Source organism: Stenotrophomonas sp. YJH_SMC_80 (assembly GCF_059372495.1).
This window is the reverse complement of the sequence record NZ_JCAFVP010000001.1, coordinates 1-21,576: the sequence shown is the minus strand read 5'-3', so window position 1 is coordinate 21,576 and position 21,576 is coordinate 1. Positions and strand designations below refer to the sequence as shown.

Sequence of the window (21,576 nt, the reverse complement as noted above, 5' to 3'; positions counted from 1 at the left end):
TCAGCGGCCCTGGCAGGCGGGTTGGGCCAGCAGCCAGGCTTGGGCGGCGGCCAAAGTGGCGGCATCACCCTCGATACGCTGGTCGGGCTCGATCTTCAAGCCATCACCACGATCATTGCGGTCGCGCATCACGGTGGTGGTCAGCAGCAGGCGACTGCCATCGGCAAGCGTGTGCACGACATTGCCAGTGGAGACACCCGCAGTGGGCTGACCGAAACTCCGCGTCTGCGGACGACCACGCCACGCCAGCACCGAGGCCTCGCCCGAACTGCCGGTGCGCGGCCCGAACAGCACCGCCACCGGCGCGCCGGGCTGCCGCAGCACATAGCCGGACTGGCCGAAGTCCAGCACCGACTTGCCTGCACGCTGCACGGCGGTCGCGGTCAACGTCCAGCGCTCGGGCCCCTGTGCAGTTTCGAACGACCCCACATCTTCGTTGTTCACTACCGAGGTGCGCAGCAGCGGTGCCATGCCCAGCAGCATCGGCCACATGTTGCCACCGCTGTTGTCACGCAGGTCGACGATCCAGCCACAGCGCGCGCCGTCGTCCTTGCTGCGGATGACCTGCTGCCACCGCGCGGCACGCTGGATGTCCTGGCGGAACTTTTCCTGCGGCGTCGCGCCCGGCGTGGAGGCATAGCCCTCGATGACCACCCAGCCGATGCGCATATCCACCGCATCGGCCGCCTTGGCCCGGTCCACGGCGGCGGCGCCGGCCTGCTGCGCGCGCGCAAGGGATTCGCTCTGGCGCTGGGTCGTCGTCCATCCGCCATGATTGCCCGTGCTGACCGCAATGGCTTCGCGCAGAACGGCCAGCCGTTGCGCGGGGTCGCCCTGCGCCGATTGCAGGCGTACGTGGGTGGCGGCCCAGTCCACCCGATCGCGATACAGCGCTTGCCGTTCAAGCAGATTGAGGATCTCGGCCTGGGCCTCCGGCGAGGGCACCTCGACCGCGCCTGGCGTATCGGCCATGGCGCCGGTCGCCAGCAACACGAGCATCAGCGCGCCGATGCGACGCACTCCCTTGCGAACCTGCATGTGACGTTTCCTTGTCGTTGAGGCAGGCGCACAGCATAGCCCGCAGGTGATGGCTTTCGCCATGCGCGAACTGTCGTATCTGGCCCCGCCGCGGGTTGCAGCAAGACAGCGTGCACGCGATCAGTAAATTGCAACTTTGCCCATGTCATTGCCACGTAGAACGCGAGAAGGTTGCCTCCGTCGGCGCCTCCTGCGCTGGCCGGGATTGGCGTCCTGAATCAAACATCGAAACGATCGAGTTGCCGCCTCAGCGGCAATCGCGACAATGCACCGGCTTGCCCATGGCGGGCGGTGCGTGGGGATCCTCGTGATCCGTCGGCTTTTTTTCGTTTCGATTTTGACCGGCACGCCAACCCGCACCGCCCGCCACCTTGCACGCCGCAGGTGGCCTTGCCTCGTGAGGTTGCCGCCATGAACACGCCCCACCCCACCTATCCACGCCTGCAGGCATTGCTCGGCGCTGCACTGCCCGGCCTGCAGCTGCCCACTACCGCCGCCGAAGCGTTGGAAGATGCACTCGCCGAAGCCAACGAACAGGCGCCGCCCTCCGCATTCTTCGCGCGGTTGCGCGGCATCGCGCACAGCCACGCAGCCGACGGCCAGGCGTGGCGCGAGCGGCAACTCAGCGAGGCGCGCGGCCGGGACCTGGCGGAGGCAACGCGCTGCCTGGCGGCAGTGTCTGCGTGTGGGGGCGTGTTGCTGGCGGCGCAGTCGGCACGCGAGATGGATGATGCGCAGGCGCAGTGTCCGCCGCAGGTGGAGGAAGGCTTGCTGCACGCAGTGGTGGTATTGGCCGATCATGCCGGAGCGTTGGTGGAACCGGATGCGTGCGCACCGCTGCTATAGAGCTGCGCCTATGCCCGGCTGCGCAGAGGTCATGGCGTGGGTGGGATTCGTGCCGACCAAGGTCGGCACCTACCCAAGGTTGCGGTTGTCACCAGTCCGCGCGCAGGCCGATGTTGCCTTCGATGATGCGGCGCTTCTCGTTGCGGTCGCCGCCCAGCTCGCGCGTGTAGTCGGCCACGGCGTACGCACTGATGGTGCGGTTGAAGCGACCGACCACACCCACGCCGGCTTCCAGCGCGCGCGAGCGCTGCGAATTGACGATCACGTCGTCGTCGAAACGGATGCGGTCCTCGCCGGAACGGCCATGCCAGTAATTGAGCTTGAAATACGGCTGCCAGCCGTTGTCGGCCAACTGATAATCGCCGGCCAGGCGCAGGCCGATGCGGCCGGTCCAGGCGTTGTCGTTGTCGAAGCGCACGCTCGATACTTCATCGCGACGGTCATCCAGCGAAGCGCGCTGCCAGATCACCTGCACCTGCGGTTCCAGCCACCATGCGGACTGCCCGACGTGCAGCAGCGGCTTTCCGGCCTCCACTGACACGCTGGTGCCATCGCCCTTGATGCCGAAGCCGAGCCCACGCGAGGAACGCACGCGGCCGTCGTAGCGGCTCTGCATCGCCACGGCGTCGATGTAGCCGCCACTGCTGTCGGTGAACGTCCAGTACAGGCCCACGTGCTTGTCATCCAGGCGGTTCTGGCCTACCTGCACGTTCTCCCAGCCCAGGGCCAGGCCGGTGGTCTTGCCCTGCGCGCGGGTGCGGCCAACGAATACGCCGATCTGGTTGCGGTGGTTGTCAGACGCCGCAGCCCACACGTCGAGGCCGGCCTGCAGGCCCATCACATCGCCATCGAAGCCCGGCTGCGCATCCCCCTTCCAGTGGATCTCGCTGCTCTGCCCCACCAACCGGCCCCAGGCGGTGCGGAATGCGCCCTGGTTGTACAGCAGGCGCTGCTCGCCCTGCCGCTCGTGGAACGTGCCGAGACTGGCCAGCGAGGTCTCGCGCAGCAGCGGTGGCACCACCGCGTAGGCGGCGGCCTCCACGCGGTACAGCGGCACCACCGCGCCTTCGGCCGGGCGTGCACCCGGCGTTGGCGGGGCGCCGGTACCGGGCAGCGCACCGCCGGCCACTGGCACGTCCGGCACCGCCGGGTCACTGGGCGGCGCCACCGGCGCCGGTTCCGGTGGCGGCGGTGGCGGCGCGGTCTCGCCGGCGGTCAGGTCAGGATCGGTGGCGCCTTCCGGTGGCGGCGGCGGTGCCGGGGTGATCGCCGGCGGCGGTGCGACCGGCGGCGTCAGCGGCGGTGGCGCGGCGCTGCCATCACCGTTGGGTGCCGGCGTTGGCCCGGTCACCAGCGTCGATCGCAGGTACCAGTTCTCGCTGGTGCCGGCGCTGACACCGCCCTTGAACAGGAAGTACTCGTAGGCACCGGCCGCGACCGGCGCAAACAGCGAGAACGCGCCCGGCGCGGTGCGGCCACCATTCAACGCCTGCACCACCAGGATGCCATCGGCCAGCGTGGCGGCACCGCTGCCGCCCGCATTGAGTACCCCGATGCCGGTCGTGCCGGTGGCGGCACCGCCATCGATCACCAGGCGGTCGCTGGTGGAATTGTCCGCCCCCAGAACGGTGCGCAGGTACAGACCACCACCGTCACCGCGGTAGTTGCCACGCACGGTGAACACGTCGCCGGCGCCAGTACCGGTCAGGTCGATGCGCCCGGCATTGACCATCTCCACCAGTGCACCACTGTTGAACGGACGGACGGCATGGCTGCCACTGCCCGCGTAGACGGTGCTGGTGTCATCCACGGTGAGCGTTCCGGTGCCGGTACTGCTGTCACCCAGCACCAGATCGCCATCAAAGGTCAGCTCGGTGCTGTTGGCCAGGCTGATCGCCTCCCAGTTCTGGAAGCGGCCAACGCCCGTGGTCTTGACGTTGTTGAAGTTGAGCTGGTCGATGCCACTGCCGCCGTCGAACAGCGGCACCGCACCGAGGTTGCCCTGGTTGAGGCTGCTGAGGTTGGCCACGTCGTTGTCCGGCCCCATGTCGATCGCGCCGTAGACGATGCCACCGCCGTTCCAGTTGAAGGTGTCGCTGCCGGTACTGAGCAGCACCTGCCCGCGCACGGTGCCATCGGTGATGGTCACGCTGTCGTTGCCGCCACTGACACTGATGTTGCCGCCGATGTAGGCCGTGCCCGAGATGATGATGGTATCGGTGTCGAAGCCGGTCACCACGTTGCCGTCAACCGTACCGCCAGACTGGTCCCACAGGTTCTTGTCCAGCTTCATGTTGACGCGGCCGATGCGGCCAGCGGTCATCCAGGCCTGGTCGCCATCCTCGAACGCGCCGATGATGCGGCCACCGCTCATGCGGAAGGTATCGATGTTGTCGCCCTGCTGCAGCGCGCCGATCGTGCCGCCACTCATGATGAAATCATCGCGGCCACTGCCCTGCGCCACCACGCCGGTGACGGCGCCGCCGGTGACGGTCATCTGGTCATCGCCGCCGCCCTGGTCGACGCTGTCGATCGTGCCATCGCTGAGCAGCAGCACATCATTGCCATCGCCCTGCAGGACGCCGCCGGTGATGCTGCCGCTCTGCATCTCGAGGCGATCATTGCCCGCATCGAACTGTACGCCGGTGCGCCCGCTGATCGTTCCTCGATTGACCAGCACGCTGTCGCCCGCACCGACGAACTGCAGGGCGGTGTTGTTGCCGGTGCTGATGCTGCCGGTGTTGTCGACGCGGCTGCCACCCCCAAGCTGCACGGCTACACCGCCGACCGAACTGATCGCGCCCTGGTTTGACAGCAGGTGACCACCGGCGCCGACCAGCGCGATGGCCGATCCACCACCACTCTGCTGCAGCTGTGCACCGGCGGCGACATTGACGGTGATGCCGGCCGCACCATTTGCGGTAACGGGAGTGGTCTGCGGATTCGGCGCGTTTGTATCACAGGTGACCGTCTGGCCGGCGGTCGGTGCCGGGCTGTTGCAGCCGGCCCACGCAACGCTGGCGGTCGTCAGAAGCAGGGAGGGAACGGCGAGGGCCTGCAACACGGAAACAGCAAGGCGGCGCGGACGGAACGCACGCGGAACGGCACGGTACATGGGGCACTCCTGGGCGGGAAATCAGGAACTGCGTATGTGCGGCACGGCGCTTGCAGTCTGCCGTGTGGTGAACCATTTCGATAGGTGAACTTGCGTGCGGGAAATCACAGTTCAGATGTGAAATCGCCCAGCCCTCACGCCGATGTGATGTGGCTGAAATCATTCATTTTTCCCGGCATCCGGAATCACGCGCAAAGCATCCATGCATGGCGTGGATCTACTGATCCTGCATCGCCAATCGATTCGCTCATGGCACCTGGTAAATCTACGTCATGCCTGGATGCCGTTGGCGGATGGGGTCAGATCTTCAGGTAGATCTTCCGCTTATCCAGCCACCACGCCACGCCCCACCACAGTGCGACGAACACCAGCGCCTGCAGCATCGACGCCAGCTCCAGCGCCTGCGGCATCGCGGTGGCCAGCTGCTGCCAGATCCACCCCCAGATCCCGGTGGCCATCAGCACCACCGACATCACCGATGCCCCCAGGTACGCGGTGATCGCATTGACCCCGAAGCGCCGGCCGAGTGCCGGCCAACCCTTCTGGTCGATCAGCACGTGGCCCAGCCACAGTGCCAGCGCGGCCAGGCCGCCGGTCCACAGCACGTAGCTGGGCGTCCACAGCTGCTTGTTCAACGGCAGAACCACGGCCAGCAGCAGGCCCAGCACAGCGGTCGCCACGCCCAGCCCTGCCAATGCCGCCGAACGCCCGTTGCGCAGCAGGCCACCGGCAAGCAGGCCGAGCACGGTACTGGCCAGCGCCCCCAGCGTGCTCAGCAATCCTTCCGGGTCATGGCCCAGTCCGGTATCGGCATGCCACTGGTAGATCCACGGTGCGAACAGCGCGGTATCCAGGCGGCTGGCCGGGTTGGTCCACGGCGCCAGGTCGCCGCTGCCCAGCAGCAACACGGTGTACCCCACCAGCAGCGCGATCAAAGCGCCCACCTGCACGCGCGGTCGCGCGTAGACCGCCAGTACGCCCACCAACGCCGCACACACCGCGATGCGTTGCAGCACGCCCCAGATGCGGAAGTGATGCGTATCCAGTGCCCACCAGATCAGCAGGTGCAGCAGCGCACCGGCCACCAGGATGCGCAGCGCGCGCTCCAGCACGCCGCGCGCCAACGCGGGTCGCGCCGCCGCATCCTGCGCGCGCGGTGCCACGCTGAAGGCCATCGACACGCCCACCAGGAACAGGAAGAACGGGAACACCAGGTCGGTGGGCGTGCAGCCATGCCATTCCGAGTGACGCAGCGGCGCGAACACCGCACTCCAGTCGCCCGGATTGTTGACCAGCAGCATCGCCGCCACGGTGATGCCGCGCAGGGCATCGATCGAGCCCAGCCGGCGTGGCGGCGAACTGTTCATCAGGCGGCCTCGTACTGTCCGGCAATCCAGGTACCCCGCACCTGCAGGGCGTCGTCCAGCAGCACCAGGTCGGCCTGGTAGCCCTCGGCGATGTGGCCCAGGCGATCATCGACATTGAGGAACTGCGCTGGGTACGTCGATGCCATGCGCGCCGCTTCGGCCAGCGGCTGGCCAAGCAGCTGCACGGTGTTGCGCACCGCGGTGGCCATGTCCAGCGCCGAGCCGGCCAGCGAACCGGCAGCATTGCGCACCACGCCGTCGACGGCGGTAATGGTTTCGCCGTACAGCACGTAGCTGGGATTGTCGGCACCGACCGGCGGCATCGCATCGGTCACCAGCAGCAGGCGGCCTCGCGGCTTGGTCGCCAGTGCCACGCGCAGGCTGGCCGGGTGCACGTGAACGCCATCGACGATGATGCCGATCCAGCTGTCGCGGTCCTCCAACGCGGCGCCCACCGCACCGGGCTCACGGCCCTGCAGCGGCGACATCGCGTTGTACAGGTGGGTGAAGCCACGCACACCGGCATCCAGGCCGGCACGGATCGCTTCGTAGGTACCTGCGGTGTGCCCGGCAGCAACGATCACACCACGCTCGACCAGCGCACGGATGGTCTCCAGCGGCACGCGCTCCGGCGCCAGCGTCAGCACGGTCACACCGTTGTCCAGCGATGCCGCCAGCGCGATTTCTTCTTCGTCCGGCACGCGGAACTTGCTGGCATCGTGCGTGCCCTTGCGCGCCGGTGCGATGTACGGGCCTTCCAGGTGGATGCCGATCACGCCTGGTACACCCTGCGTGATCGCCTCGCGCATCGCAGCGATCGCTTCGCGCATCACTGCCACGTCATCACTGATCAGGGTCGGCAGCATCGCCGTGGTGCCGAAACGGCGGTGCGCCTGCGCGATGGTGCGCAGTGCCGCCACGTCCGGCGTGTTGTTGAACAGCGCACCACCGCCACCATTGACCTGCACATCGATGAAGCCGGGCAGCAGCCAGCCGCCACCCAGGTCCACCTGCTCGGCGGCATGGCCGAGCTGCGGTGCGGCGTCGGGCAACAGCGCGCTGATGCGACCGTTCTCGATCACCAGCGCCAGATCATCGCGGAAGTCGTCGCCCGCCAGGATGCGGGCATTGCGCAGGACGGTCGCCATTACACGGTCTCCGTCACCTTGTTCAGGTGCGGCGGCAGGTCCGGGTTGAAGCCACGACGCAGCGCCAGCGCATTGATCGCGCGGTAGAAGCTCTGCACGGTCAGCAGCGGTGCGCACAGCGGGTGCGGCGCAGCAGCCACCGGCAGGTTGCCGCCAGCACCGGCCATCCATACCTGTGCGCCACGCGCGGTGAATTCTTCGACGACGGCACGGGTGCCGGCGCCGGTTTCATCCGGCTGGGCAAAGGCCAGCACCGGGAAGCCGCGGTCGACCAGCGCCATCGGGCCATGCTTCACTTCAGCCGAGCTGTAGGCTTCGGCATGCAGGCTGCAGGTTTCCTTGAACTTCAGCGCCGCTTCCTGCGCCGCCCCCAGGCCCAGGCCACGGCCGAGCACGAACAGGTTGGTGGCCTCGACCAGGCCTTCGGTCACCGCGCTCCAGTCACACTGCCACGCCTCACGCAGGGCGTCGGGCAGCAGGTCCAGCGCCGCGCGCAGGCTGCTGTCCTGCTTCCAGTACGCGGCCAGCTGCAGCAGCGCGGCCAGCGACGCCAGGTAACTCTTGGTCGCCGCCACGCTCTTTTCGGCACCCGCGTGCAGCGGAATGACCGTGTCGGCCAGCTGCGCCAGCGGTGAATCCTCGACGTTGACCAGCGCGATCACGCGCGCACCGGCCGCCTTGGCGGCCTCGGCGTTGCGCAGCAGGTCCGGGCTCTTGCCCGACTGCGAGATGACGATGAACAGTGCGCCGCGCAGCTGCAATGGTGCGGCGTAGACCGACCCCACCGATGGCGAGGCCGACGCGACCACCAGGCCCAGCTGGGTTTCCAGCAGATACTTGCCATAGGTGGCGGCGTGGTCGGAGCTGCCGCGTGCACAGGTGACCACGAACGGCGGCGGTGCAGCACGCAGGCTGGCGGCCAGGGTTTCCATGGTGGCGTGGTTGCGCGAGAACTGGCGCGCGACCACGTCGGCCGCTTCAGCGGCCTCGGCGAACATCAGGGTGGACGTGGGGTCTGACAGCGACATGGCAGGCTCAGGCAGGATCGGAAGGAAGGGGGCGTGCGCCGGCGGGGCGCATCGGCGCGGTCGAACCACGCACCACCAGCTGCGGCACGAAGCCCTGGTTGTGCAGCGGCGCCGGCGCGTCGTCGTAGGCATCGCTGCGCAGCTGCGCGATCAGCAGGCGCGCGGCGTGGCGGGCGATGTCTTCGGTGGCCTGCTTGGCCGTGGTCAGCGGCGGCCACGACTGGCGCGAGAACGGGCTGTCCTCGAAACCGGCGATGGACAGGTCGTACGGCACGTTCATGCCGGCCGACTTTGCGGCTGCCAGTACCCCGGCGGCGATTTCATCGTTGGAACCGAAGATGGCGGTAGGTGGCTCGCGCAGCGCCAGCAGGCGGCGCGCACCGCGGAAACCGTCATCGAAGGTGTAGTCGCCCTGCACCACCAGGTGCTTGTCCACGGTCATGCCGTAGTCCTTCAGCGCGGCTTCGTAACCGGCGTAGCGCTCGCCCGAAGACCGGTGCGAGCTGCCGCCCCAGAGGAAGCCGATGCGCTGGTGGCCCAGCTGGATCAGGTGCTCGGTGATCTCGTAGGCGGCCTCGCGGTCGTCCACGAACACACAGGCGCCATCGGCCGGGTCTTCGGTGGCGGCGATGATGCGCACCAGCTTGATGCCACGCGCGGTCAGGGCCTGGATCAGGTCGCGGCGCTCGGACATCGGTGCGGTCAGCACCAGCCCGGCCAGGCGTGAACGCTGCACCCAGTCGGCCAGTTCATCGGCCAGCAGCGGCGAGCTGGAATCGCAGGGATGGATCTGCAGCCCGAACCCGGTCTCGCGGCAGGCGGCGAGCACGCCGTTCTGCACGCCGATGATGTGGTATGGGTTCGGGTTGTCGTAGACCAGCCCGATCACGAAGGTGGTGCCGCTGCGCAGGTTGCGCGCGGACGGATCGGGCTCGTAGTCCAGCTCGGCGATGGCACGCAGCACCCGCGCGCGGGTGGCCTGCATCACCGAGGGCTCGTTGTTGATCACGCGCGAGACCGTCTTCAGCGAGACCTTGGCTTTCTCCGCAACGTCCTTGATGGTCGCTCTGCGCATGGGTTTTCCCTGGGGTTGGCTGCCGTCCATCATCGCCGATCAGGCCTTGTCCTGCGGCAGGCCGGCGCGATGCCCGATCACCGAATAGAACAGGATGTACAGGTAGCACGGCACCATCAGCAGCACGAAGGTCAGCTGGAAATCGATGTGCTGCTTGAGCAGGGCGAACAGCTGCGGAATGATCGCGCCACCGGCGATGCCCATCACCAGCAGGGCCGAGCCGGTTTCGGTGAAGCGGCCCAGGCCACGGATCGCCAGCGGGAAGATGGCCGGCCACATCATGGCGTTGGCAAAGCCCAGCAGGGCCACGAAGGCCACCGACACATAGCCGTGCGTTGCCCACGCGCCCAGGCAGAACACCACGCCCAGCACCGCCGAAATGGTCAGGTAGCGCGACTGCGACACCACCCGCGGAATCACCAGCAGGCCGACCACGTAACCGACCAGCATCGCGCCCAGGGTGAAGGCGGTGAACATCTTGGTCTCGTCCAGCGGCAGGTTGAAGCCATGGCCGTAGGTGCCGATGGCATCACCGGCCATCACTTCCACGCCCACGTACACGAACAGGCACAGCACGCCCAGCCACAGGTGCGGGAACTGGAAGATGCTGCGGCGCTCGACCGCACCGGCGGCCACCGGCGTCGCGTTGGCTTCGGACGATTTGATTTCCGGCAGCGGCGAGAACAGGATCGCCACCGCCAACACCACCAGCAGCGCCGCCATGGCCAGGTACGGGGCATGGATCTTGGCCGCAAACTGGTTCAGCAGCACGGCCTTGGTCGCGGCATCGGCCGCCTGCACCTGCACGTCCAGATCGCCAATGCCATGCAGCACCACCGTGCCGATCAGGATCGGCGCCAGGATGCCGGCGATCTTGTTGCAGATGCCCATCAACGCGATGCGCCGCGCCGCCGTTTCGATCGGCCCAAGGATGGAGATGTACGGGTTGATGGCCGTCTGCAGCAGGGCCAGGCCGCTGCCGATCACGAACAGGCCGCCCAGTGCGCCGGGGTACCAGCGCTGGGTGGCGAATTCGCCGAACAGCGCGGCGCCCCCGGCCATCACCAGCAGGCTCAGGCTCAGGCCCTTCTTCATGCCGGTGCGGCGCAGGATCCACGATGACGGCAGGGCCAGGAAGAAGTAGGACAGGTAGAACACCATCAGCACCAGGAAGGCGCCGACCTCGCTGAGTTCGAAGGCGAGCTTGACGAAGGTGATCAGCGGGCCGTTGAGCCAGGTGAAGAAGCCGATCAGGAAGAACAGCACGCCGACGATGGCGATGGAGGTGGCCACGTTCGGGCGCACGCTTGCAGCGGAGACGGCGGACATCGGGAAGGGCTCCTGCGGCGACGGCCGCAGAACGCGGCGTCGGAGAGTGGCTGGGAACAACGTTGTCACATTCTTTCGATGGACAACCGAGGTTTGTCAACTTCCCCGCGAGGCCGCGTGAACCTCGTGCTGCACTGCGCAACCCGATGGCAGCGGATCGTGCTGAATGCGCCGCAGCCCTTGAGCCCCGTGCAGCAACGGCTCCAGCGTGAAACCCATGCTCACGCCATGTAAACGTTTACTGCACGCCGCATTCGTTGCGACGCAGCAACGAAAGTGTCACGAACTCGTTGACATCGTTGTCAGCGCGGTTACAGACTCCGCCCCAATCGCCGCCCTCGAGCCTTGGGGACGGCCCCACCTGCAGCAGGAGCCCGCGTGACCGCCAGCCACCCCGCCCCGGCCCATGTCCTGTCCCGAATCGCGCCCTCGTTCCTGGCCGCCGACGTCGGTGGCACCCATGTGCGCGTGGCCCGGGTCCAGGCCAGCGGTGATGCCGCCCATCCGGTGCAGGTGCTGGAGTACCGCAAGTACCGCAACGCCGACCATGCAGGCCTCAGCGCGATCCTGTCCGACTTCCTCGGCGAAGGCCCGCGGCCCACGCACTGCGTGGTCGCTAGTGCCGGTTACGCCCGCGAGGACGGCACGGTGATCACCGCCAACCTGCCGTGGCCGCTGTCGGCGCGCCAGGTGGAAGCCGACGTCGGCCTGCAGCGGGTCTACATCGTCAACGACTTCGAAGCCGTGGCCTATGCCGCCGCGCAGGTTGACGCCAGTGGCGTGCTGCACCTGTGCGGACCGGAAACCGCCGCCCGCGGCCCGACCCTGGTGGTCGGCCCCGGTACCGGCCTCGGCGCCGCGCTGTGGATCCCCACCGCGCACGGCCCGGTGGTGCTCCCGACCGAAGCCGGCCAACCGACCCTGGCCGCCAGCACCGAACTGGAAATGGCCATCGTCCGCCACATGCAGCGCGACCGCGCGCACGTGTCGATCGAACACGCGATCTCCGGCCCGGGCCTGATGAACCTGTACCGCGCGGTATGCGCGCTGCAGGGCCAGGCGCCGACCCTGGCCAGCCCCGACGCGGTCACCGCTGCGGCCATGGCCGACAGCGATGCACATGCGCGCCAGGCGCTGGATGTGTTCTGCGGCCTGCTCGGCAGCACCATCGGCGACATGGCGCTGTTCTACGGCGCCCATGGTGGCGTCTACCTGGCCGGCGGCATCCTGCCGCAGATCCGCGAATACCTGCACGCCAGCACCTTCGTCGAACGCTACCTGCAGAAGGGGCCGATGGGCGAAGCGCTGGCACGCATCCCGGTGAAGGTCGTCGAGCACGGCCAGCTGGGCGTGGTCGGCGCTGCCAGCTGGTACCTGCAGCAGCAGTCGGTCGCCTGACACCGCAACAGGCTTCAACGCAATCGCAGCACGCAGTACGTGGCACGCCAACGCACGGGACTTCGCCGCCGCCCCGCGCATGTCATCGCAACCGTAATCGAACACCGCCGCCGGCATCCAATCGAGTGATGAGGAGAGACATCATGAACACCCGCAAGACCCTGCTTTCGGCCGCCATCGTCAGCTGCATCGCCTTCAGTGCACATGCGCAGCAGGCCGCCCAGACCGCCACCGACCTGGATACCGTGCAGGTCACCGGCATCCGTGGGTCGATGGAAAAATCGCTGGACACCAAGCGCGAAGCCAATGCGCGCGTGGAAGTGGTCACCGCCGAAGACGTGGGCAAGCTGCCCGCGCACAACGTCGCCGACACCCTGCAGCGCCTGCCGGGCGTGAACATCAGCTCGTCCAGCGCCGACGAAGGCGGCTTCGACGAAGCCGACCGCGTCAGCCTGCGTGGTACCAGCCCGAGCCTGACCCAGACCCTGATCAACGGCCACACCGTCGGCACCGCCGACTGGTTCGTGCTCAGCCAGGGCAACAACGTCGGCCGCAGCGTGAGCTACTCGTTGCTGCCATCGGAACTGGTGCGCTCGGTGGAAGTGAACAAGTCCTCGCAGGCCAAGCTGCAGGACGGCGGCACCACCGGTACCGTCAACATCCTCACCCGCAAGCCGCTGGAATTCTCCAAGCAGCTCACTGCGGAAGGCTCCATCGGCATGGTGCGTTCGGACCAGGCCAAGTCCAACGACCCGCAGCTGTCGGCACTGTTCAACTACAAGAACGACGAAGGCAACTTCGGCGTGATGGTGCAGGCCTTCAGCCAGAAGCGCGAGCTGCGCCGCGAAGCGCAGGAAATCCCGGGCGGTTTCTTCCAGATCGATCCGAATGGCACCGTGGCCAAGTCCAACCCGGACCTGGCCGGCGTATACGCGCCGGGCCTGCTCGGCTCGACCCTGTTCGAACAGACCCGCGAGCGCAAGGGCGGCCTGGTGTCGCTGCAGTTCAAGCCGATGGACAACCTGACCCTGGGCCTGGAAGGCTTCAGCTCGGAATTGAAGGCGAACAACTACAACCGCAACTTCATGCTGTGGGGTGGCCGCATCCTCAATGACCGCACCGTTGAAGATGCCAATGGCAACAAGATCCTGATTCCGGGCCAGGCCCCGAATCCGGGTTACGTCATCAAGGATGGCGTGCTGTCCAACGCCACCTTCGCCGGCCAGGCCGACCGCGACTACGCGGTGTACGACATGATCTACCGCGAGTCGAAGGCCAAGACCAACTACATCACCTTCGATGCCGACTGGCAGATCAGCGACAACCTGGGCATGAAATTCCAGGCTGGCAGCACCAAGGGCACCGGCGAAACGCCGCGCCAGTACATCGCCGAAGTCAACCTGGCCCGTGGTGGCGGCGCCACCTGGGCAACCCACGGCAACGGCTCGCCGATCGACTGGAACGTCGGGGGCAACATCGGCCCGAGCGGCGTGACCGACTTCGGCACCTGGGGCAACCAGCAGGTCACCGCGATCGACAAGGAAAAGTGGGCCACGCTCGATTTCAACCAGTACTTCGCCGACGCTGGCGTACTGAACTCGATTGATTTCGGCGCCCGCTTCGGCGACCACAAGCGCGAGGCCAAGTCGCCGGAAGGCGCAACCCCGGGCGCGATCTGGAATGCGCTGAAGAACGGCGCCACCGCCAACTTCCCCGGTGGCTTCGCCAACGGCATCGGTGGCAGCTTCCCGCGTGACCTGTGGTACTTCACCCCGGGCGCACTGAAGGAAGCGGTGACCAACAACTCCACCTGGCTGTCCGGCAATGACGGCCCGACCGGCCGCCACAACTACGGCGCCGAGTGGAAGGTGTCCGAGAAGAACTTTGCTGCTTACGTACAGGGCAACTTCAGCGGCGACCGCTGGAGCGGCAACGTCGGCCTGCGCTACGTCAACATCAAGCAGGATATCGATACCTACGCCGCCGCCACCGGCTCGACCGTGCCGGACGTGAGCAGCCTGTTCGGCGCGTGGACCCGCGAAGCGTTCGAGAACAAGCACAACCGTGTGCTGCCGAGCGCCAACTTCAAGTACGACCTGCGTGACGACCTGGTGCTGCGCGTGGCCGCCTCGCAGACCCAGACCCTGCCGGACTTCTCGGCACTGGGTGCCTCGTCGTACGGTTCGGACCTGAACCGGACCGGCGGTGGCGGCAATCCGAAGTTGAAGCCGGTGGTGTCGACCAACTTCGACGCCAACCTGGAGTGGTATTTCATGCCGCGCGGCATGTTGTCGATCGGTGCCTACTCGATGCGCCTGAAGGACTACGTCGCCTTCAGCACCGAGAAGGAAATGCTGTTCAGCGAGCTGACCAACCGTCTCGAGGAGTACAACATCTCCCGCCCGCGCAATGCCGACGGCAAGGTGCGCGGTATCGAAGTGGCCTATGAGCAGCCGATCGGCGAGTACTTCGGTGTCAATGCCAACTACACCTACGCCGATGGCAGCACCGACCACACCTGGGCCGATGGCAGCGACAACCTGCTGGGTACTTCGAAGAACACCTACAACGTCGGTGCCTACTTCGAGAACGATACCTTCGGTGCACGCGTCAGCTACACCCGCCGTTCGTCGTTCCTGATCGGCCTGTCCGGCGCCAACCCGTACTACCAGGATGACTTCGGCACCCTGTCGGCGTCGCTGAGCTACAAGGCCACCGACTGGCTGAGCATCAGCTTCGATGCGCTCAACCTCAACAACCCGACCTACAAGTACTACCAGACCGCGGCCATCCCGACCTCGTTCTACAGCAACGGTCGCCAGTACTACCTCAACTTCCGCTTCAAGTACTGATCCAGCGGCGGCAACATCGCCGAGTCGTGCACGCACGCCGGGCCTGGGTCATTCCGGGCCCGGCGTTTTTCATGTATAGCGTTCATCGCACCGTTCCAAGGAGTCGTACCGATGGTCAAGCCTTCCCGCGCCCGGATGCGCAGCGCAGTGCTGCTGGGCAGCCTGCTCGCCCTGTTGCCGGCACTGCCGGCACTTGCCGCCGACCCCATACCCGCCACTGAAGCACCCGGCCCTCTGCTGCGCGCCGGCAGCCTCATGCTGATTCCCGCACCGGCGACCGTGCAGCGCGGCCAGGGCAGCGGCATCACCGTCCGCGCCGACACCGTGCTGCAGGCCGAAGGCGAAGCCGCGCAGCGCGTCGCCAGCCAGTTCGCCGATCTGCTGGCCCGCAGCGGTGGTCCGCGCCTTGCACGAGCCAGCGGCAAGGCGGCAGGCACGTCGGGCAGCATCCGCTTCCAGATCGTGCCCACCTTCCGCGACAGCGGCGAAAGCTACACGCTGGAGAGCACCGCGCAGGGCGTGCTGATCCAGGCCGGCAACGAAACCGGCCTGTTCTACGGCGCGACTACCCTCGCCCAGCTCGCCACCGGCGGCAGCAATGGCGTGCTGCCGGCGGTGCAGATCCAGGACGCGCCGCGCTTCAGCTGGCGCGGTTTCATGCTCGATTCCGCACGTCACTTCCAGAGCCTGGACGAGATCAAGCGCGTGCTCGACGCGATGGCCGCGCACAAGCTCAACACCTTCCACTGGCACCTCACCGACGACCAGGGCTGGCGCATGGAGATCAAGCGCTACCCGAAGCTGACCGACGTGGGCAGCTGCCGCCTGCCGGCCGGCGACGGTGGCATCGATCCGGTCACTGGCAAGGAGCATCCGTATTGCGGTTTCTACACGCAGGACCAGATTCGCGAGGTAATCGCCTATGCGGCGAAGCTGCATATCCAGGTGATTCCGGAAATCGATGTGCCGGGCCACGCGACTGCCGCGATTGCTGCGTATCCGGAGCTGGGCACCATCGATACGCCGTTGAAACCGATCAGTGAATGGGGCGTGTTCCCCAACCTGTTCAACACTGAAGACAGCACCGTCACCTTCCTCGAGAACGTGCTGGAAGAAGTGATCGACCTGTTCCCGGCCAAGTACGTGCACGTCGGTGGCGACGAGGCGGTGAAGGACCAGTGGGAAGCGTCGAAGCAGGTGCAGCAGCGCATGCGTGCGCTGGGCATCAAGGATGAAATGGCCATGCAGAGCCACATCATCAAGCGCCTGGAGACCTTCCTGGAGGAGCACGACCGGCGCCTGATCGGCTGGGATGAGATCCTCGAAGGCGGGCTGCCGCCGCAGGCCACGGTGATGTCCTGGCAGGGCACCGAAGGCGGCCTGGCTGCGGCCAGCGCCGGCCATGACGTGATCATGTCGCCGGTTGGCTACCTCTATCTGGATTACCTGCAGACGGCCTCGCCGAACGAACCGCCCGGCCGCCCGACCCAGGTCAACCTCGGCAAGCTGTACAACTTCGAGCCGGTGCCGGCCGAGCTGGCCGCTGACAAGCGCGGGCACATCCTCGGCCTGCAGGCCAACATGTTCACCGAGCACACGCGCAGCTACGCACGCCTGCAGCACAACCTGTTCCCACGCCTGGCCGCCGTGGCCGAGACCGGCTGGAGCACGCCGGAACATCGCGATTTCCGCGATTTCCTCGCGCGCCTGCCGTCCCAGCTGCAGCGCTACCGTGCCTGGGGCCTGGCCTATGCGCAGACCCCGTTCGAAGTGGGCGTGGACTACACCGACAATCGCGCGGACAACACGGTGACGGTGTCGCTGGCCAATCCGCTGGGCTATGAAGTGCGCTACAGCACCGATGGCCAGCCGGTGAGCGCGCAGTCACCGCTGTACCAGCAGCCGCTGACAGGAAAACTGCCAACCACCGTGCAGGCTGCCGCGTTCTACCAGGGCCAGATGCTGGCGGCAAAACCGACCATTGCCACCTTCACCGCACAGTCGCTGCTCAGCCGCCGCAGCGATGAGCTGCTCAGCTGCGTGGGCAAGAAGGGCCTGGTGCTGCGCCTGGAAGACGATGGCCCACGCGAAGGCAACCGTGCGGTGTTCAACGTGGACATCTTCCAGCCGTGCTGGCGCTGGCCGCAGGCACAGCTGAACGGCATCGGCAGCCTGGAAGTCCGCGCGGGGCGTATTCCGTACTACTTCCAGCTTGCCCACGATGAACCCAAGCGTCGCTTCGAGAAGGCCAAGCGGCCACACGGTGAGATGCTCGTGCGTCGTGGCGACTGCAGCGGCAAGGTGCTGGCGGAAGTGCCGTTGCCGGCCAAGCCGGATGCCGATGGCTTCGTGACCCTGCGCGCGGCGCTGCCGAAGGGGACGCAAGGCAGCGGTGACCTGTGCATCAACTTCACTGGCGACACGCGCCCGGCGATGTGGGTGCTGGATGAGGTGACCCTGGGGAAATGACGGCAGGCCTGTCCGGGTGGGTGCCGGCCTTGGTCGGCACCTCGGGCAGAGCATCCACGCATGGCGTGGATCTACGGGTAGGTGCCAACCTGGGTTGGCACGCCTTTACCCGCGCCAGCGCAGCAGCAGGTCGCGCAGCGGGGTCAGTGCGGTGGCCATGCCGGTGAGCACACCGATCGTGTTGGCGATGGCATCCATCGGGTCGGCCATGCGGTTGCTGGTCAGCGCGCCCTGGGCAAATTCGATGCCGATGCCCATCAGCACCAGGCCCACGCCCACCCACAGCAGCGGGCGGCCCCGACGGAACAGCTGCACCGCGCTGCCGGCCAGGATGAAATAGGCGAGGAAGTGCTCGCCCTTGTCGCTGTTTTCCGGCAACGGAATCGGCGGCGGTGGAATGAGGCAGACCACGATCACCAGCAGTACTGCCGTCGCCCACAGCCCGGCCCACAACCGCGGCCGCCGCAGCGGCTTGATCGCCGACAACACCTCGCTCACAGGCGCCAGCTCAGGTCACCCAGCTCGAAGGCCGGTTCGAAGTCGACACCACGCTGCAGGCCGATGGCCTGGAAGCGCTCGCCCATCTCGGTCGGCAGGGTCAGCTTCTTCACCTGGTCGCGCAGCTGGATGCGGCCGACCTCATCGGTGCGTTCCTCGGCCAGCAGCAGCACCTGGTCCAGGCCGTTGCCGAGCAGGAAGCTGGCCTGGCTGCAGTAGCCGGCCAGCTCGAATCCGCCGTGCATGCCGGCCTCGGCCATCGCGGTGAAATCCACCGACGCGGTGATGTCCTGCAACCCCGGCCAGCGGTGCACGTCGTTGTGCACGTGGTGGCGGTAGAACGCACGCACGGTGCCATCGTCGCGGTCGTGCTGGTAGAACTCGCTGCGGCTGTAGCCGTAGTCGACGAACAGCATCGCACCACGCTGCATGCCACCGGCCACCGCCTGCAGCCAGTACGGCAGCTGCGGCAGCACTTCAGAACGGTAGCCTTCGGCGAAAGGCTTTTCCAGGTAGCGCTCGATATGGCGCACCGCACCGTTGAGCAGGATGTCGGCCGGCTGCGCGCCACGGATGAAGTTGCCCTCGGCGTCCAGCTCGACGGTTTCCTCGTAGACCTCGCCGTCCCGGATCAGGAAGCGCGGGGTCGGCAGCGCGTCGATCACCTCGTTGGCGAACACCACCCCTTCCCAGTCCTCCTCGAACGGGCGGTCGACCCAATCCACCCGCGCGGCCAGCTCCGCCGGCAGGTTCTGCTGCAGGCGCTGCTGCTGGCGCTCGCGCAGGTCGGCGCTGGGTTCCAGGATGGCGTAGCGCGACGGCAGCGCGTCCAGCTCGGCCAGGCGCAGCAGCACCGCCTCGGCGAAGGCGCCGGTGCCGCCGCCCAGTTCCAGCATGCGCGCCTGCGCACCCAGCTGGGCAAACACCGGCGCCAGCGCATTGGCCACGCTGCCGGCGAACAGGCTGCCGAGCTCGGGGGCGGTGGTGAAGTCGCCACTGCCACCGAACTTGCTGGCGCCGGCGCTGTAATAGCCCCAGCCGGGGGCATACAGGCAGAGCTCCATGAAGCGCGAGAACGGCATCGCCCCGCCCTGCGCAAGGATCTCGGCGCGCAGGGCGGCCGCCAGCTGGTCGCTATGGGCCAGGGCATCGGCTTCGGGCAGGGGGAAGGTGGGCTGCATGGCGTCTTCGAATGCGGTGACAATGGTGCACAGGATAGCCGAGCCTTGGAGGACCCTCGATGAGCGATACCCACCCCGTGGTCCTGATCACCGGCAGCGCGCGCCGGATCGGTGCGGCCATCGCCCGCCAGTTCCACGCCTGTGGCTGGTCGGTGGTGCTGCACGCCAATACCTCCAGCGCCGAGCTGCAGCAGGCCGCGTTCGATTTCGACAACGTGCGCCCGGGCAGCGTGCTGGCCCTGCAGGCCGACCTGCGTGACGCCGACGCCCTGGCCGACCTGGTGGAACAGGCGGTCACCCACTTCGGCCGACTGGACGCGCTGGTCAACAACGCCTCCAACTTCTTCCCCACCCCGCTCGGCCAGGTCACCGCCGAGGCGATGGACGAGCTGTACGCGGTCAATGCACGCGCGCCGCTGCTGCTGTCACAGGCGGCGGCGCCCTACCTGCGCCGCCAGCAGGGTTGCATCGTCAACCTGACCGATCTGCATGGCACCGACCCGATGCGCGACCACATCGCCTACACCATGGCCAAGGCCGCGCTGGAGATGGCCACCCGCTCGCTGGCACTGGAGCTGGCGCCGAAGGTGCGGGTCAATGCGGTCGCGCCGGGTGCGATCCTGTGGCCGGAACAGGGCAAGGACGATTTCGCCCGCGAGGCGTTGCTGGCGCGCACGCCGCTGGCGCGGATCGGCACGGTCGAGGAGATCGCCGAAGCGGTCTACTGGCTGGTGGCCGAAGCCAGCTTCGTCACCGGCCACACCCTGCGCGTGGATGGCGGGCGCACGGTCAGTTGAGGTAGTGCCGGCCGCTGGCCGGCAACCGCCGTCATTCCAGGTCCACCACCTCGAACGCTTCGCCAAACTGCGCGTGCGCCCGCCACAGCGTGGCCAGGTCCTGCCCGCTGACCGGGTCGATGAAGCCCGGCGCGATGTCCGCAAGCGGCTTCAGCACGAAGGCATGCTTCAGTTCCGGGCGCGGAATGCGCAGGTGGCCGGGGCCTTCCACCACCAGGTCGCCGTAGAACACCACGTCGATATCCAGGGTCCGGTCGGAGAAGCGCGGCCCACTGCGATCGCGGCCATGCGCGTCTTCCAGCGCATGCAGCCAGTCGTCCAGTTCCTGCAGCGGCAGATCGGTCTCGATCGCCACCGCATTGTTGAGGAAGGCCGGGCCATCGAAGCCGACCGCGGCAGTACGGTAGGCGGGTGACACCTGCAGTGCGCCAAAGCGCTCGCGCAGGGCCGTCACCGCGGCGTGGAGGTAGCGGCGGGGCTGGACGTTGCTGCCCAGGCTCAGGAGCACGGTGGTCATGCGGTTCAGGTGACGGCACTTGGGGGGCGTGGACATGCCGTCGTCACGGCGGCCTGCCTACAATCCGGGACGCACATGATAGGGCACCGACATGACCTATTGCGTTGGAATCGAGGTGGACGAAGGCCTGGTCTTCGCTGCCGACACCCGGACCAATGCCTCGCTGGACGATGTGCGCGTGCACCGCAAGCTGCACGTGTTCGAGTACCCCGGCCAGGCAGCCTACGTGCTGATGGCGGCTGGCAACCTGGCCACCACCCAGCTGCTGGTGTCACGCCTGGGGCGCGACGCCGGTGAACGGCGCACGCCCAACCTGCGCGACATGACCCATCTGTTCGAAGCTGCCGAGTACGTCGGCCAGCTGCTGGTGGACAGTCAGGTGCACAGCAGCCACAGCGAGCACGGCCATGACGGGGTCAACACCCAGGCCACGCTGATCTTCGGTGGCCAGATCGCTGGCGAGCGGCCCGGGCTGTACATGATCTACCCGCTCGGCAACGCCATCGCCGCTTCGCCGGAGACGCCCTATCTTCAGATCGGTGAGTCCAAGTACGGCAAGCCCATCCTGGACCGCATCCTCAGCCCGGCCACACGCCTGGAGGACGCGGCGCGCACGGCAATCGTGTCGCTGGATTCGACCATTCGCTCCAATCTGTCGGTAGGCCTGCCGATCGACCTGGCGCTGCTGCGTGATGGTGACCTGCGCATCGGGCAGCAGCTGCGGCTCGGCGCGGATTCAACGTTGTATGCGGACATCCACCAGAACTGGTCACGGCGCCTGGAACAGGCGGTGGACGCCCTGCCACGCTTCCCCTGGGAAACTGCCGAACGGTAGTGCCGGCCGCTGGCCGGCAACCGCATTGATCCCGCCACACAGGGATGCCGGCCAGCGGCCGGCACTACCGGGCATCAGCCCAG

The 21,576-nt window shown here is 67.2% G+C and carries 16 protein-coding genes; 6 read left to right on the top strand and 10 right to left on the bottom strand.

What is annotated here, in order from left to right:
- A complete protein-coding gene (locus tag AC5P99_RS00080) occupies positions 1-1,038 on the bottom strand; it encodes a S41 family peptidase (protein WP_049450597.1) in 1,038 nt (345 codons plus the stop codon).
- Between the two features lie 411 nt (positions 1,039-1,449).
- On the opposite strand from AC5P99_RS00080, the gene AC5P99_RS00075 reads away from it, so the two are divergent.
- Complete coding sequence (locus AC5P99_RS00075; protein WP_049450599.1) at positions 1,450-1,884, top strand: hypothetical protein; 435 nt, start codon at positions 1,450-1,452, stop codon at positions 1,882-1,884.
- A gap of 88 nt (positions 1,885-1,972) precedes the next feature.
- Here the strand turns inward: AC5P99_RS00075 and AC5P99_RS00070 are convergent, their stop codons facing one another.
- From AC5P99_RS00070 to AC5P99_RS00045, 6 genes are all read right to left on the bottom strand, one after another.
- Positions 1,973-4,999 (bottom strand): autotransporter outer membrane beta-barrel domain-containing protein, encoded by a 3,027-nt coding sequence (locus AC5P99_RS00070; RefSeq protein WP_197567768.1) that lies wholly within the window; start codon positions 4,997-4,999, stop codon positions 1,973-1,975.
- A gap of 299 nt (positions 5,000-5,298) precedes the next feature.
- Positions 5,299-6,366 carry an acyltransferase family protein gene (locus AC5P99_RS00065; protein ID WP_495212784.1) on the bottom strand — a complete coding sequence of 356 codons (1,068 nt, stop codon included), beginning with the start codon at positions 6,364-6,366 and terminating at the stop codon, positions 5,299-5,301.
- Positions 6,366-7,514, bottom strand: coding sequence for an N-acetylglucosamine-6-phosphate deacetylase (gene nagA / locus AC5P99_RS00060; RefSeq protein ID WP_495212783.1), 1,149 nt, complete (start codon positions 7,512-7,514; stop codon positions 6,366-6,368). The genes AC5P99_RS00065 and nagA overlap by 1 nt, the downstream gene beginning before the upstream one ends.
- Positions 7,514-8,542 carry an SIS domain-containing protein gene (locus AC5P99_RS00055; RefSeq protein ID WP_005411044.1) on the bottom strand — a complete coding sequence of 343 codons (1,029 nt, stop codon included), beginning with the start codon at positions 8,540-8,542 and terminating at the stop codon, positions 7,514-7,516. The genes nagA and AC5P99_RS00055 overlap by 1 nt, the downstream gene beginning before the upstream one ends.
- Positions 8,543-8,549: 7 nt before the next feature.
- Positions 8,550-9,617: a LacI family DNA-binding transcriptional regulator gene (locus tag AC5P99_RS00050; RefSeq protein ID WP_005411045.1), complete on the bottom strand. Its 1,068-nt coding sequence runs from the start codon at positions 9,615-9,617 to the stop codon at positions 8,550-8,552.
- A 39-nt stretch (positions 9,618-9,656) separates the two neighbouring features.
- Entirely contained in the window at positions 9,657-10,946 is a 1,290-nt protein-coding gene (locus tag AC5P99_RS00045) for a sugar MFS transporter (RefSeq protein WP_088428836.1), read from the bottom strand.
- 378 nt (positions 10,947-11,324) lie between these two features.
- Between AC5P99_RS00045 and AC5P99_RS00040 the strand changes: the two genes are divergently transcribed.
- The 3 genes from AC5P99_RS00040 to AC5P99_RS00030 all read left to right on the top strand — a co-directional run bounded on the left by AC5P99_RS00040 (position 11,325) and on the right by AC5P99_RS00030 (position 17,665).
- Positions 11,325-12,344, top strand: coding sequence for a glucokinase family protein (locus AC5P99_RS00040; protein WP_049450611.1), 1,020 nt, complete (start codon positions 11,325-11,327; stop codon positions 12,342-12,344).
- A gap of 143 nt (positions 12,345-12,487) precedes the next feature.
- Complete coding sequence (locus tag AC5P99_RS00035; RefSeq protein WP_005411048.1) at positions 12,488-15,196, top strand: TonB-dependent receptor; 2,709 nt, start codon at positions 12,488-12,490, stop codon at positions 15,194-15,196.
- A gap of 111 nt (positions 15,197-15,307) precedes the next feature.
- Positions 15,308-17,665 (top strand): beta-N-acetylhexosaminidase, encoded by a 2,358-nt coding sequence (locus tag AC5P99_RS00030; RefSeq protein ID WP_322534303.1) that lies wholly within the window; start codon positions 15,308-15,310, stop codon positions 17,663-17,665.
- A gap of 105 nt (positions 17,666-17,770) precedes the next feature.
- Here the strand turns inward: AC5P99_RS00030 and AC5P99_RS00025 are convergent, their stop codons facing one another.
- Positions 17,771-18,163, bottom strand: a complete 393-nt coding sequence (locus AC5P99_RS00025; protein WP_108270548.1) for a VanZ family protein — start codon at positions 18,161-18,163, stop codon at positions 17,771-17,773.
- Positions 18,160-19,344, bottom strand: a complete 1,185-nt coding sequence (locus AC5P99_RS00020; RefSeq protein ID WP_012481278.1) for a class I SAM-dependent methyltransferase — start codon at positions 19,342-19,344, stop codon at positions 18,160-18,162. The genes AC5P99_RS00025 and AC5P99_RS00020 overlap by 4 nt, the downstream gene beginning before the upstream one ends.
- Before the next feature lie 59 nt (positions 19,345-19,403).
- On the opposite strand from AC5P99_RS00020, the gene AC5P99_RS00015 reads away from it, so the two are divergent.
- The gene (locus AC5P99_RS00015; protein WP_024957037.1) at positions 19,404-20,141 is read left to right on the top strand and encodes a pteridine reductase; all 738 of its coding nucleotides are present in this window, start codon (positions 19,404-19,406) and stop codon (positions 20,139-20,141) included.
- A 31-nt stretch (positions 20,142-20,172) separates the two neighbouring features.
- Here the strand turns inward: AC5P99_RS00015 and folK are convergent, their stop codons facing one another.
- Positions 20,173-20,658: a 2-amino-4-hydroxy-6-hydroxymethyldihydropteridine diphosphokinase gene (gene folK, locus AC5P99_RS00010; RefSeq protein WP_012481279.1), complete on the bottom strand. Its 486-nt coding sequence runs from the start codon at positions 20,656-20,658 to the stop codon at positions 20,173-20,175.
- A 91-nt stretch (positions 20,659-20,749) separates the two neighbouring features.
- Here folK and AC5P99_RS00005 point away from each other — a divergent pair, with 91 nt between their 5' ends.
- A complete protein-coding gene (locus AC5P99_RS00005; RefSeq protein WP_049450617.1) occupies positions 20,750-21,493 on the top strand; it encodes a proteasome-type protease in 744 nt (247 codons plus the stop codon).
- Positions 21,494-21,576: the final 83 nt, after the last annotated feature.

Excerpts from the sequence above, each read along its gene's own strand:
- nagA (WP_495212783.1), bottom strand. The coding sequence starts at position 7,514 with ATGGCGACCGTCCTGCGCAATGCCCGCATCCTGGCGGGCGACGACTTC.
- folK (WP_012481279.1), bottom strand. The coding sequence starts at position 20,658 with ATGACCACCGTGCTCCTGAGCCTGGGCAGCAACGTCCAGCCCCGCCGC.
- AC5P99_RS00030 (WP_322534303.1), top strand. The coding sequence starts at position 15,308 with ATGGTCAAGCCTTCCCGCGCCCGGATGCGCAGCGCAGTGCTGCTGGGC.
- AC5P99_RS00005 (WP_049450617.1), top strand. The coding sequence starts at position 20,750 with ATGACCTATTGCGTTGGAATCGAGGTGGACGAAGGCCTGGTCTTCGCT.
- AC5P99_RS00045 (WP_088428836.1), bottom strand. The coding sequence starts at position 10,946 with ATGTCCGCCGTCTCCGCTGCAAGCGTGCGCCCGAACGTGGCCACCTCC.
- AC5P99_RS00050 (WP_005411045.1), bottom strand. The coding sequence starts at position 9,617 with ATGCGCAGAGCGACCATCAAGGACGTTGCGGAGAAAGCCAAGGTCTCG.
- AC5P99_RS00080 (WP_049450597.1), bottom strand. The coding sequence starts at position 1,038 with ATGCAGGTTCGCAAGGGAGTGCGTCGCATCGGCGCGCTGATGCTCGTG.
- AC5P99_RS00055 (WP_005411044.1), bottom strand. The coding sequence starts at position 8,542 with ATGTCGCTGTCAGACCCCACGTCCACCCTGATGTTCGCCGAGGCCGCT.
- AC5P99_RS00065 (WP_495212784.1), bottom strand. The coding sequence starts at position 6,366 with ATGAACAGTTCGCCGCCACGCCGGCTGGGCTCGATCGATGCCCTGCGC.
- AC5P99_RS00075 (WP_049450599.1), top strand. The coding sequence starts at position 1,450 with ATGAACACGCCCCACCCCACCTATCCACGCCTGCAGGCATTGCTCGGC.
- AC5P99_RS00020 (WP_012481278.1), bottom strand. The coding sequence starts at position 19,344 with ATGCAGCCCACCTTCCCCCTGCCCGAAGCCGATGCCCTGGCCCATAGC.
- AC5P99_RS00035 (WP_005411048.1), top strand. The coding sequence starts at position 12,488 with ATGAACACCCGCAAGACCCTGCTTTCGGCCGCCATCGTCAGCTGCATC.
- AC5P99_RS00070 (WP_197567768.1), bottom strand. The coding sequence starts at position 4,999 with ATGTACCGTGCCGTTCCGCGTGCGTTCCGTCCGCGCCGCCTTGCTGTT.
- AC5P99_RS00015 (WP_024957037.1), top strand. The coding sequence starts at position 19,404 with ATGAGCGATACCCACCCCGTGGTCCTGATCACCGGCAGCGCGCGCCGG.